Below are 12,361 nucleotides of genomic sequence, written 5' to 3'. Positions count from 1 at the left end.
AGGGTGCAACGGGCACCTGGCGTTCCGCACGCCCTCTCAACAGAGGGTGGGAATGCAAGAGACGACGGCGCCCCCGCGCCGCAAACAATGGGGGCGATGACGCATGTCTGAAGAGCAGTGGCTGTTTGACATTCACATCGGACGACAGCGCCTGCGCGGAAACAATCGCTCTCAAACGATCTTGATCGACATGTCCGGCAAGCCCTGCAGCTTGCACAGCAGTACGTCACCCTTGACGACCGGGCCGACATTTTCCGGCGTACCGGAATAGATGATGTCGCCGGCCTTCAGCTCGAAGGCGTCCGAGAGTTTCGATATCTGCTCGGCGACGCTCCAGATCATCTTGTCGAGATCGGAGGTCTGTTTCACGGTGCCATTCACCGCGAGCGAGATCGGACCCTTGGTCATGTGGCCGGTCTTGGAAACCGGATGGATCGGGCCGATGACTGCGGCGTGGTCAAAACTCTTGCCGATCTCCCATGGTTTCTTCTCGTCGCCCATGGCGCGCTGCAAGTCGCGGCGCGTCATGTCGAGTCCGACAGCATAGCCATAGACATGGTCGAGCGCCTTATCGACGGGGATATTGGTGCCGCCGGATTTCAGCGCGGCGACGAGTTCGACCTCGTAATGATAGTTCTTGGTCAGCGACGGATACGGGTGATCGGCGACCTCACCGATCTTGACGTTCTGGATCGCGTCGGTCGGCTTCTGGAAGAAGAACGGCGGCTCGCGCGTCGGATCCGATCCCATCTCGCGGGAATGCGCTGCGTAGTTGCGGCCGATGCAATAGATGCGGCGCACCGGAAACACGTCGGTCTCGCCGACGATGGGGATCGTCACCGCCGCGACCGGGAATATGGCCTTGGGACCGGCCTGTTGTGCCTGCGCCGCCTCGCCCGCCAATGCGCTGCCAGCCAGGGCAACGGCACCGGTGGTCAGAATCGTTCTGCGGTTGATGGGGTCCATGGTGTTTCTCCTCGTATGTTTTGTCTTGTTTTTTGGTCTTGTATTTATGTGTGCTGGTATACCACAGCAAAAAGGCCCGCGCGAGCGCGGGCCTTCAACTCCGTCCCAAACGGAAAGTTTAGTGCTTGATGTCGGCCGGCAGCTTGCCGCCATTAGCGGCGAGCTTGGTCATCATCTGCTTGTGCAGCCAGATGTTCATGCTGGCCGAATCGCCGGTGTCACCGGTGTAACCGAGCTCCTTGGCAAGATCCTTGCGGGCCGTCAGACTGGAGTCGATGTCGAGCGCCTTCATCAGATCGACAATCGAGGTCTTCCATTCCAGCTTCTCGCCTTTGGCTGCCACGGCCTTGTCGAGGATCGCAGCAACGTCAACACTGTCCATCGGCGCGGCGCCTGCTGGAGCCGAACCACCGGCGGCCGGCGCGGCATCAGGGGATGCTGCACTGGCGCTGGTGCCAAAAATCGCGCCCATGATCTTTCCGAAAATGCTCATATGTCGCTCCCAATAGCTTTCGTGACAGATTGAAGAATTCGTGCCGTCTTTGGTTCCGGCAGCACCAGCCGGTTCGTACTTGTATCCGCCCACCACTCGCTTGCCAATGCGACGCGATAGACTGCGGGAAGAGTTGCTCCAAGCCGACTGCCCAAACCAACCGTCCAAGCCGGTTGGAAAAGTCATCGACAGACCGTTTGACGTCGGTAGCAAGGTCCGACTGAATTGAGGCGAAAGCCCGGCCGCTGCATTGCAGCGCTGTGAATGTAGGACGACATTTTCACCGAAGCATGAGCCACGACGCCACCGGATGAGCGCGGAATCACTTCCAACGTGCTGACCACGCCGCGCCGGACTGGAAGTCTCATCCCTGCGCAACAGCCGATTTCCCGGTCGTACTGCTTCAATGGAGTAGTGACGAATAACGCAGATACACTGACGTGATTTTACTCGGTCGCCGGCCTCTCGCAGAATTGTCCGAGAAATCGGCGGGCTGTTTTGATATCACTGCTGCAGCCTTGTTTTGGCCGTGGTTCGCCGGAAGGCTCGTCGCGCAATATCGTCGCGACATCATGTCATGACCGTAATGAGAGCCTTGAGACCATGCACGCCCTGCTTCGCACACTCCTGCTCGGTACATATCTGATCTCGCCACTGGCTCCAGCCCTTGCTGCGCCGACCTGCGGCACCGGCAGTTTCGATAGCTGGCTCGCCACCTTCAAGACGGAAGCTGTCGGCAAGGGCATTTCGCAGAAGACCGTCGATGCAGCGCTGTCCGGCGTCACCCTCGATAACAGCGTGCTGTCGCGCGACCGCGGTCAGCAGGTCTTCAAGCAAAGTTTCGAGGAATTTTCCGGGCGCATGGTGCCGCCACGGCTGCGTCGCGGCAGCGACATGCTGAAGCGTTACGGCTCGGTGCTCGGACGCATCGAACAGCAATATGGTGTGCCCGGTCCGGTGCTGGTGGCGATCTGGGGACTGGAGACCGACTATGGCGTGAACATCGGCAAATTCCCGACCATCCGGGCGATTGCGTCACTCGCCTATGATTGCCGACGCGCCGAGATGTTTCGCGGTGAATTGCTCGACGCCCTGCGCATTGTCGATCGCGGCGACCTCGCGCCAGCCGAGATGCATGGCGCCTGGGCCGGCGAAATCGGCCAGACGCAATTCATGCCATCGTCCTACCTGAAATTCGCTGTCGACTTCGACGGCAATGGCCATCGCGACCTGCTACGCAGCGCGCCCGACGTGCTGGCCTCGACGGCAAACTACCTCGCCAGCCATGGCTGGAAGCGCGATCAGGATTTTGCGCCGGGGACTGCGAATTTCGCGGTCATTCAGCAGTGGAACAAGAGCGAGGTCTATTCGAAGACCATCGCCTATTTCGCCAGTCAGCTCGCCAAAGAACCATAAGCTCTTATGGGATAATGGAAGGGCCGTCCGCTCCTCAGCAAGCGGCCCCTCCCGTGATCTTACTTCGTCATGCCGACATGCATAGCCTTGGTCAGATGGACCGCACACACGCGCATCTTGTTGTCGAGCAACGCGGTCTGCGCATCTGTCATCTCCTTGAACGCAACCCACTTCGCATCGCCGTCCGGCAACGCTTCGACAGCGGTTTCAGCTTTCAGCAGGTTGCTGCCGCTACAGCCTTCCATACGGGCGGCCGAAGCCGGCACCGCAGCGAACACAACAGCAGCCATGGCGGCCGCTCCCAGTAATCTTGTGATCATCTTGTTTGTCCTTCGCAACAGAACCGACGCCATTGCCGGATTCTGTGGAAGGAATTGATACGTCCGGCTGCGATCCAGGAAATAACAGCCGCAGTGAATTGAATGTGAGGCGGTTGTTATCGCCACCAAGAACGCTCAGCTTTTTGACACTTCAGAAATCGAGAGCAACAAACTTACGCAAATGTAATTCGCGCGAGTTCACTGACGCCGCGCCATCGGCCTTTTGATGTGCCTCCGAAGGCTAACAGCAATCGCGTTTCGGCAGGACCTCGAGTTGCATATGTATTTGCCTTCACGCATGCGGTTTAGAGAAAAGTCGCCTCGTAAGCCTCGCGTAAGGATGATTTAAAATTCACTCCTAATGCTCATATGCGAATCACGCATAGCGGAGCCAGACAGGAACTTGCGAGGAGCCGCCCACAAAGCTGGCCGATTGGGGCTAGAAAGGGCTTATTGAGCCTGTTCCGCTTCTGGCATCCGTTTGAGCTTTAGACCGCCTTCAAACGCATGATTTAACTGACTAATTAATGCCTTCAGTCGGCCCTGAAGGTGCCCAAATACGCACCCTGCCTGTAAAATCGCCTCTCATCGCCAAGAGGTTAATCATTCCTTGCGCGAGCTATGCGATGTCCGAGTAGCTGCATCGCAACATCTCCACTGCTGCACTGCGATATCGTCATCTATATTCACTTCAACAGCGAGGCACCTCACAAGAGATGAATCGTCTGCCGAAGGAGAAACCAAAATGCTGCTTTCATTCATCCGCATGATCCAAGCGTTCCGCGACTATCAGCGCAACGTTGCCGAACTCTCCCAGCTCAGCGATCGCGAGCTTTCCGACATCGGTCTCGACCGTTCGGACATTCCGCGTGTTGCTTCTGGCGCCTACAACGGCTGATCCGTCAGGACGGTCTGTCTGTCCTGCCTGACGTTTCACGGATTGCGCCCGCCTCGCGCGGGCGCAATCGTGGTTCCCTGAAGATACCATCTTCAGACCCACATGCATTCAAACCAAAGCATCTTCAAAGCTTTGGCTAAACGACCGAATTTCCGCGAAGCGAATTCCACTTCGCGCCGAAACGCGCTACATGCGGGGCCATGACAACAGCCCCAAACCCAGACGACTGCGTCCATGTGATCGGCGCGGGCCTCGCCGGCTCGGAAGCCGCCTGGCAGGTCGCCAATGCCGGCATTCCCGTGATCCTGCACGAGATGCGGCCGCACCGGATGACCGACGCCCATCGCACCGATGGCCTCGCCGAACTGGTCTGCTCCAATTCCTTCCGTTCTGACGATGCGCTCAACAACGCTGTCGGCCTGCTCCACGCCGAGATGCGCAAGCTGGGCTCGCTGATCATGCGCTGCGCCGATGCCAACCAGGTGCCCGCCGGTGGCGCGCTGGCCGTGGATCGCGACGGCTTTTCCGATGCCGTGACGAAGGCGCTGAACGATCACCCTCTCATCACCATCGACCGCGCCGAAGTCGCAGGCCTGCCGCCTGCCGACTGGCGCAACGTCATCGTTGCGACGGGGCCATTGACCTCCGCAGCGCTCGCGGACGGCATCCGTGGGCTGACCGACGAGAACGCGCTGGCCTTCTTCGATGCCATCGCGCCGATCGTGCATAAAGACTCGATCGACATGGAGATCGCCTGGTTCCAGTCACGTTACGACAAGGTTGGACCGGGCGGCAACGGCGCCGACTACATCAACTGCCCGATGACCCACGAACAGTATGACGCCTTCATTGACGCGCTGCTGGCGGGCGAGAAGACCGACTTCAAGGAGTGGGAAACCAACACGCCCTATTTCGATGGCTGCCTGCCCATTGAAGTGATGGCCGAGCGCGGCCGCGAGACGCTGCGCCATGGACCCATGAAGCCGGTCGGTCTCACCAATCCCAGGGATCCTCTCGTCAAGCCCTACGCCATCGTGCAGCTGCGCCAGGACAACAAGCTCGGCACGCTCTACAACATCGTCGGCTTCCAGACGAAACTGAAATACGGCCCGCAGCAGCAGGTATTGCGGATGATCCCGGGTCTGCAGAATGCCGAATTCGCCCGCCTCGGCGGCCTGCATCGCAATACGTTCCTCAACTCGCCAAAGCTGCTCGACGAGCAACTTCGCCTCAAGGCGCAGCCGCGCCTGCGCTTCGCTGGCCAGATGACCGGCTGCGAAGGCTATGTGGAGTCGGCCAGCGTTGGCCTGATCGCCGGGCTCTATGCGGCAGCAGATGCCAAGAGGCAGTCGCTGCCGCCGCCGCCCGTAACGACGGCGCTAGGCTCGTTGCTCGGCCATATCACCGGAGGCCATATAGAGACCGTCGACGCCGGCCCGCGCTCGTTCCAGCCGATGAACATTAATTTCGGACTGTTCCCGCCACTGGCTCAAGCGCCGACCAAAAAACCCGATGGTTCGCGGCTGCGCGGCAATGAGAAGACCGTTGCCAAGAAGCAGGCAATGAGCGTGCGGGCGCTGGCTGATATGGACGGCTGGATTGCCGCCAGCCTGCCCGTTGCGACTGCGGCATGACGCCGGCACTTTGATTTTCAGGATTGTGCGATGAGTTTGCCGCCACAGGACGCCGCTGCGCTGTCCAAGACCTGGACCGAAGGCGTGTTGCTGAAACGCGACGTGTTCTCGACTGTCGAACGCGGTCGCTACCGCACGTCATCGGGAGAAGTCGATGCAGTGCTGCGGCGACTCGATCAGGTGCCGTGGTGGTCGTATCCGCTGGCGCTGCATCTGTTCACCCGGGAGCGCCGCGCACTGATGCTGGCGCGCGATCTGCGGGTCGGACCTGAATTGCTCTGGGCCGGCGACCGTGCACTGGTGCGCGGCTTCATCGATGGCGTCGCACTGCATCTCGCCAAACCGCACGGCGACGCGCGCTATTTCAAGTCGGCGAAGCTGGCCCTGCGCAAGCTGCATCGCATGGGCGTGTGCCATAACGATCTCGCCAAGGAACAGAACTGGCTGCGCGGCAGCGACGGGCTGGCTTACGTCACCGACTTCCAGCTCGCAGTCTGCTTCAAGTCCCACAGCCAGTTGTTTCGCATCGCGGCCTATGAAGACCTGCGTCATCTCCTGAAGCACAAGCGCACTTACGCGCCGGAGCTGCTCACGCCGAAGGAAAAGCAGATCCTGTCGAAGAAGTCGCTGCCGGCGCGGATCTGGCTGATGACCGGCAAGAAAGTCTATCGCGCCATCACCCGCGGCATCTTCAATTTCACCGACCGCGAAGGCGGCGGCAAACGCCTCGTCAATGATGCGCCGCCACTCCTCGAAATCATCAAGCAGAACCCGGCGGTGCGCGACGCATCTATCGTCGCCTTCGCCGACCGGCGCACTGGCGTCGGGCTCTATGCATTCGTCGAGGCCGATGACGTTGCGCTGGAAACGAAGCTGCAGGGTGCACTGGCTGCAGCAAAGGCTGCAAAGCCACCTGAGCACCTGCAGGTCGTCACAGCCCTGCCCCGCGACGCCTCAGGCCGCATTCGCACCGAGGTACTGCAGCTCGTCGCCATGAACCAGGTCGATCTGCTGGAGCCGCTGATGACCAGCGACGCGGACCGCGCATTCTTGAAAGGCATTCTGGAGTCCCGGAAGAACCTGCGCGATCGTTTCAACTTCGAGACGACAGACCAGAAATTGACGTCACACTGATCGCGACGCGCGCCACAGCGTCCACAACGTCCGTAGCCGCGATCTCACATAAAGCTCGAACGGATCGTGATCCGGCCGCGCCATCTGCTCTAGATCATGTTTCACCAGCGCCATCGGCAGGAACGCCCCGCGCGCAGCCGGGGACACATCCGCAAGCATCCCTTCCGCAGTCGCGAGCTGTTCCTGCGCGCCCGATATCAGCCGATCCAGCGTTGCGCGGATGCCTGGCGTCATCTTGCCGGCAAATACCTGATCAGCGCTACTGCCGTTTTGCAGCAGCATGTCCTGTGGAACGAACAATTGCCGCCGCATCGTGTCATAGGGCAGACGGGCCACGATCCGCGCGACGCCCTGGGCCAGCCCGGCATGTTCGGCGACATGCGTGCTGGCCTCAGACCCGTCGCCAAGGATCTTTGCCGACGAGAACAACAATGTTCCGAGCGTATCGCGAAAATGGCTCTCGAGCAGTGCGAGATCCGGCATCGGATCGTTGTAGAGATCGAAGATATGCACATCGATCAGCTTGGACAGCCTGTCGACGGGAAGATCATGCGTGCGGATCGCCAGCAGCAATTCGGCCGCAACGGGGTTCTGTTCGACGTCGCCATGACCGACGCCCGCCAGCATGTCGGTCCACCATTGCAGCCGGATCTCGCCGGGCAATGGCTGCTTCACAAGCTCGCGGACGCGCGAGATTTCCGTATTGAACGCATAGAGCGCCAGCAGCGCGCGACGCTTGTCGGCGGGTACGAACAAGGTCGCCGCGTAGCGGTCGAAGTCGTGGCTGCGCACCAGATCCGCACAAAACGCGGCGGAGGCCTGATCGGCGCTCACAGGACGGCACTCATGGCCAGATACTCATGGCACTGCGATCAATGCGGCGGCAACGCGGCGGCGTTCGCCCATCATGACGTTATAGGTGCGGATCGCCGGACCGGTCTGCATCGCATCGATGACCACATGCAGATTGCGCAGGGCGTTGCGCAGATCGTTCGGCACGATCCAGACCTCGTTGCCGGTGCCGATGATCAGCGTATCGATGCCTGCAGCGCCTTCGAACACGCGCCGCAGCGAATGCCGATCGATCTCGCTGGCCTTGGTGACCGGCCAGGCCCAGACCGCATCGGGCAGGCACAGCAGCGAGCCCTGATGCGACATGGTGTCGAAGTGGAAGCCGCCCTTGCCGTAGGCTTCGATGGCGGCCGAGCGCGGAAGGTGAGGCGCTTCGGGATCGACCGGCATCTCAGGGCTTCGGCTTCGCCGCCGGCTTGTCGGCGTCTTCGCGGTGTTCTCCGACACCGAGATAGATCAGGATCGGGGCCGCAATGAAGATCGATGTGTAGGTACCGACCAGAACGACGCCGAAGATCATCACGGCAGTGAACGAGTGGATCGCATGGCCGCCGAACAGAAGCAGCGCGAGCAGCGCCAGCGTCACGGTGACGTGGGTGATGATCGAGCGCGACAGCGTCGAATTGATCGACTCGTTCAGGAGTTCCGGCATCGGCATCTTCTTGTAGCGGCGCAGGATTTCACGAATACGGTCGTAGATGACGACGGTGTCGTTCAGCGAATAGCCGAGAATGGTCAGCAGCGCGGCGATACTGGTAAGATCGAAGTCGACCTGCGTGATCGACATGAAGCCGATGGTCAGCACGATATCGTGGACGTTGGCGATCATGGCGCCCAGGGCGAACTGCCATTCGAAGCGGAACCAGAGATAGATCAGGATGCCGATGATCGCGACGATCAGGCCGAGCATGCCGTAAGCCAGCAATTCGCCGGACACACGCGGCCCCACCACTTCGACGCGGCGATACTCGACGCTGTCGCCGAGCGCGGTACGGACTTTCTGCACCGCCGCCTGCTGGGCGGCATCGCCGCCGGGCTGTTCGGCCAGACGGATCAGCACATCGGCCGGGCCGCCGAACTGCTGCAGCTGCACATCGCCGAGTTGCAGGGCCGCCAGCGTCGCGCGCATCGCGCTGATGTCGGCATTCCCTGACTTGGCCTGCACTTCAAGTAACGTACCGCCCTTGAAGTCGATTCCGAAGTTCAGCCCGTGCGTGAAGAACAGGGTGATCGCGAAGATCGACAGCACCGCCGAGATCGGAAACGAGATGCGGCGAAAGCGCGTGAAATCGAACTTCGTATCGTCGGGAACGATGCGGAGCGACGGCAACAGGTCGAAGATTGCCACGATCGACAGAACGACGATCAGCGCGCCCAGACCTGCCAGAACCATTTGTGTCGTTGTCAAAGTCTGCTCCGTAAACTCAGATCGGCACGCTGGTCGGCCGCTTCCACCTGACCCAGCCGGCGACGATAAGGCGGGTCACAGTGAAGGCCGTGAAGACCGTTGTGACGAGGCCGATGCCGAAGGTCACGGCGAAGCCGCGAACCGGTCCGGTGCCGATGTAAAACAGCACCGCAGCGGCGATGAATGTCGTGATGTTGGAATCCAGAATCGTCGCCAGCGCACGCTTGAAGCCGGCGTCGATCGCCGAGATCGCGGTGCGCCCGGCGCGCAGTTCCTCGCGGATGCGCTCATAGATCAGCACGTTGGAGTCCACGGCGATGCCAACCGTCAGCACGATGCCGGCAATGCCGGGCAGCGTCAGCGTGGCGTTGAGCAACGACAGGATGCCGAAGATCATCAGCACGTTGATGGTCACCGCGATGTTGGCGAACAGGCCGAACAGGCGGTAGGTCAGCAGCATGAAGACGATGACGAGGATAGACCCGACATAGGCGGCGAGTTCGCCTTTCGCGATCGAGTCCTGGCCGAGGCCCGGACCGACCGTGCGTTCTTCAATGATCGAGAGCGGAGCCGGCAGCGCGCCGGCGCGGAGCAGGATCGCCAGATCGTTGGCGCCCTGCACGGTGAAGCTGCCGGAGATCTGGCCGGACCCGCCGGTGATCGGCTCACGAATGACCGGAGCCGACACCACTTCGTTGTCGAGCACGATGGCGAAGGGCAGATTGACGTTCTTCACCGTGGCGTCGGCGAACTTGCGCGCCCCGGACGTGTTGAAGCGGAATGAGACGATCGGCTCGTTGGTGCGCTGGTCGAAGCCCGGCTGCGCGTCAGTCAGATCGGCGCCGGAGACCAACACTTCCTTCTTCACGAGATAAGGCGTCTTCGGCGACTGCGAGCTCATCAGGATTTCAGAGTCGGGCGGCACCCTGCCCTGCGCCTGCTCGGCCGGGATCGATGTATCGACCATGCGGAAGTCGAGCTTCGCGGTCTTGCCGAGCAATTCCTTCAGACGAGTCGGATCCTGCAGGCCCGGCACCTGCACCAGAATGCGATCGAGACCCTGACGCTGGATCAGCGGTTCGACAGTACCGAGTTCGTTGACGCGGCGCTCGACGATCTGGATCGACTGTTCGACCGACTGGCGGATACGATCATTGATCGCTGCCTGCGGCACCGAGAGACGGATCAGGCCGTTGCCGGCATCGGAGACTTCGAGGCTGCGCTGACCGCTCTGCCCCATCAGGCCGCCGAGCGGCTGCGACAGTTCGCGCAGCTTGCTGAGCGCCGTCTGGTACTCGGTATCCTTGGTGATGCGGACTTCGACATTGTCGCCACGAACGCCGAGACCGGTATAGACGATCTTGGCGTCACGCAGCGTGCGACGGACGTCGTCACGCACCTGGTCGAGCTTGTCCTTCTTGACCGAATTGGCATCGACTTCGAGCAGGATGTGCGAGCCCCCCTGCAGGTCGAGACCCAGCACCAGATGGCGCTGCGCCCATTTCGGCCAGGTCTTCACGGTGGCTTCGGGGAAGAAATTCGGAACCGCGAACAGGCAGACCACGAGCGCTGTCAGAATGACCGCCAGCGCCTTCCACCGCGTGAAATACAACATCGAGATGACCCGTCAGATTCTCAGATAATGGCGACGCGCAAACGCATCAGCTCGCGGCCGCGTCGTCCTTGGCCTCAGCCTTGTCCTTTGCGGGCTCACCCTTGGTGCGCACGCCCGAGATCATCGTGCGGAGCTGACGCACGCGAACGCCTTCGGCGAGTTCGAACTCAACCTGCTCGTCGTCGACCACCTTGGTGACCTTGCCGACCAGACCGCCCGAGGTGACGATGGTGTCGCCACGGCGGATGTTCTTCACCATCTCGGCGTGGTCCTTCACCTTCTTCTGCTGCGGACGCAGGATCAGGAAATACATGATCACGAAGATCAGGGCGAAAGGCAGCAGCGACATCAGCATGCTGTTGGTGTCGCCGCCGGCTGCTGCAGCCTGAGCAAACGCAGGGGTAATGAACATCGGGAAGTCCTCGTGAACGCTGGGAAATAACCGGCGACGCGTCGGCGTTCGGCCGGTTGGGCAAATTCGCGCGGACTATAGCGGCCGGCGTCCCAATTGCAACGGCGGTAACCCCTCTGATTTGTCTGCGATTTGTCCTGCTTGCGGATGTGTTCCGGGCTCGATATGGGTGCGGCTTGAGGAAAGTCAAAAATGTCAAAAAAGCCCAATAAAACAAGCCGTCGCCCTGTCAAAAAAGCTCCGGCGATCCGCACGACGAAGACCGCGGCAAAACGTCCGCGACCAGCCGCCGCTCCCCCGACGGAGGAGCGGATCGCCCTCGCCCTCGAAGCCATTGCCGCAGGCATGGCTGCCACGGCGCCGAAGCGCTCCAATGCCGATTCTCTGGCCAGCGCCGAAGCCTTCATATGGCATCCCGACGGGCGCCTGGCCCCCGTGCCCAAGGTTTCAAGGGTCGATATTGGCTTGCTGCAGGGCATCAATCAGCAGGTCGACACCCTGATCGAGAATACCCGGCGTTTCGCCAACGGCCTGCCGGCCAACAACGCGCTGCTCTGGGGCGCGCGCGGAATGGGCAAGTCATCGCTGGTCAAGGCGGCCCATGCCTCGGTCAATGCCAGTAAATCCGTTGCCGGCCGCCTCAAGCTGGTCGAGATCCATCGCGAAGACATCGAAAGCCTGCCGGCGTTGATGGAGCAGATCCGTGTCTCGGATTTCTATTTCATTGTGTTCTGCGACGACCTCTCCTTCGACGGCAATGATGCGTCCTACAAGTCGCTCAAGGCTGTGCTTGAAGGCGGCATCGAAGGCCGGCCGGACAACGTGATCCTGTATGCGACCTCGAACCGCCGCCATCTGCTGGCGCGCGAGATGATCGAGAACGAACGCTCGACGGCGATCAATCCCGGCGAAGCCGTCGAGGAGAAGGTGTCGCTGTCGGATCGTTTCGGCCTGTGGCTCGGCTTCCACAAATGCAGCCAGGACGAATATCTCGACATGGTCCGCGGCTATTGCAGCCATTACCGCATCAAGATCGACGCCGCCGAGCTAGAGCGAGACGCACTGGAATGGTCCACCACCCGCGGTTCGCGGTCAGGCCGTGTCGCCTGGCAGTTCGTGCAGGAGCTTGCCGGACGTCTAGGCGTGAAGCTGGCGGTGAATTAACGCGCGGCAAAGTAACCGCCCCGTCATGACAACGGGGCGGTGCCTGGCT

13 protein-coding genes are annotated in these 12,361 nt (G+C 61.0%); 5 read left to right on the top strand and 8 right to left on the bottom strand.

Annotation, left to right across the window (positions count from 1 at the left end; all coding sequences use genetic code 11):
• Positions 1 to 171: 171 nt before the first annotated feature.
• Together AB8A27_RS09585 and AB8A27_RS09580 are read right to left on the bottom strand one after the other, a co-directional pair.
• Positions 172 to 966, bottom strand: a complete 795-nt coding sequence (locus AB8A27_RS09585; RefSeq protein ID WP_441241702.1) for a fumarylacetoacetate hydrolase family protein — start codon at positions 964 to 966, stop codon at positions 172 to 174.
• A 118-nt stretch (positions 967 to 1,084) separates the two neighbouring features.
• Positions 1,085 to 1,459: a DUF3597 domain-containing protein gene (locus AB8A27_RS09580; protein WP_441241701.1), complete on the bottom strand. Its 375-nt coding sequence runs from the start codon at positions 1,457 to 1,459 to the stop codon at positions 1,085 to 1,087.
• A gap of 603 nt (positions 1,460 to 2,062) precedes the next feature.
• On the opposite strand from AB8A27_RS09580, the gene AB8A27_RS09575 reads away from it, so the two are divergent.
• A complete protein-coding gene (locus AB8A27_RS09575) occupies positions 2,063 to 2,875 on the top strand; it encodes a lytic murein transglycosylase (RefSeq protein ID WP_441241700.1) in 813 nt (270 codons plus the stop codon).
• A 59-nt stretch (positions 2,876 to 2,934) separates the two neighbouring features.
• Here the strand turns inward: AB8A27_RS09575 and AB8A27_RS09570 are convergent, their stop codons facing one another.
• Complete coding sequence (locus tag AB8A27_RS09570; protein ID WP_441241699.1) at positions 2,935 to 3,165, bottom strand: hypothetical protein; 231 nt, start codon at positions 3,163 to 3,165, stop codon at positions 2,935 to 2,937.
• A gap of 775 nt (positions 3,166 to 3,940) precedes the next feature.
• Here AB8A27_RS09570 and AB8A27_RS09565 point away from each other — a divergent pair.
• From AB8A27_RS09565 to AB8A27_RS09555, 3 genes are all read left to right on the top strand, one after another.
• A complete protein-coding gene (locus AB8A27_RS09565) occupies positions 3,941 to 4,093 on the top strand; it encodes a DUF1127 domain-containing protein (RefSeq protein ID WP_081421766.1) in 153 nt (50 codons plus the stop codon).
• 200 nt (positions 4,094 to 4,293) lie between these two features.
• Positions 4,294 to 5,727 carry a methylenetetrahydrofolate--tRNA-(uracil(54)-C(5))-methyltransferase (FADH(2)-oxidizing) TrmFO gene (trmFO, locus tag AB8A27_RS09560; protein ID WP_441241698.1) on the top strand — a complete coding sequence of 478 codons (1,434 nt, stop codon included), beginning with the start codon at positions 4,294 to 4,296 and terminating at the stop codon, positions 5,725 to 5,727.
• 30 nt (positions 5,728 to 5,757) lie between these two features.
• A complete protein-coding gene (locus tag AB8A27_RS09555; protein ID WP_441241697.1) occupies positions 5,758 to 6,861 on the top strand; it encodes a serine/threonine protein kinase in 1,104 nt (367 codons plus the stop codon).
• Here AB8A27_RS09555 and AB8A27_RS09550 read toward each other — a convergent pair.
• Genes AB8A27_RS09550 through yajC form a run of 5 tightly spaced genes read right to left on the bottom strand, consistent with a single transcriptional unit; the run spans position 6,853 to position 11,148 of the window.
• Positions 6,853 to 7,695 (bottom strand): phytoene/squalene synthase family protein, encoded by an 843-nt coding sequence (locus AB8A27_RS09550; RefSeq protein WP_441241696.1) that lies wholly within the window; start codon positions 7,693 to 7,695, stop codon positions 6,853 to 6,855. The two genes, AB8A27_RS09555 and AB8A27_RS09550, sit on opposite strands and share 9 nt — an antisense overlap.
• Before the next feature lie 24 nt (positions 7,696 to 7,719).
• Positions 7,720 to 8,103, bottom strand: a complete 384-nt coding sequence (locus tag AB8A27_RS09545) for an Mth938-like domain-containing protein (RefSeq protein ID WP_441241695.1) — start codon at positions 8,101 to 8,103, stop codon at positions 7,720 to 7,722.
• 1 nt (position 8,104) lies between these two features.
• A complete protein-coding gene (gene secF / locus AB8A27_RS09540; protein ID WP_441244865.1) occupies positions 8,105 to 9,106 on the bottom strand; it encodes a protein translocase subunit SecF in 1,002 nt (333 codons plus the stop codon).
• Between the two features lie 31 nt (positions 9,107 to 9,137).
• The gene (gene secD, locus AB8A27_RS09535; RefSeq protein ID WP_115028687.1) at positions 9,138 to 10,736 is read right to left on the bottom strand and encodes a protein translocase subunit SecD; all 1,599 of its coding nucleotides are present in this window, start codon (positions 10,734 to 10,736) and stop codon (positions 9,138 to 9,140) included.
• A 46-nt stretch (positions 10,737 to 10,782) separates the two neighbouring features.
• Positions 10,783 to 11,148 (bottom strand): preprotein translocase subunit YajC, encoded by a 366-nt coding sequence (yajC, locus tag AB8A27_RS09530; protein ID WP_092142573.1) that lies wholly within the window; start codon positions 11,146 to 11,148, stop codon positions 10,783 to 10,785.
• A gap of 192 nt (positions 11,149 to 11,340) precedes the next feature.
• Here yajC and AB8A27_RS09525 point away from each other — a divergent pair, with 192 nt between their 5' ends.
• Entirely contained in the window at positions 11,341 to 12,312 is a 972-nt protein-coding gene (locus tag AB8A27_RS09525) for an ATP-binding protein (protein ID WP_441241694.1), read from the top strand.
• Positions 12,313 to 12,361 lie beyond the last annotated feature (49 nt).

The sequence above is a fragment of the Tardiphaga sp. 768_D3_N2_1 genome (assembly GCF_052076105.1).
In the GTDB taxonomy this organism is placed as follows: domain Bacteria; phylum Pseudomonadota; class Alphaproteobacteria; order Rhizobiales; family Xanthobacteraceae; genus Tardiphaga.
This window is presented reverse-complemented; position numbering and strand designations above follow the sequence as displayed.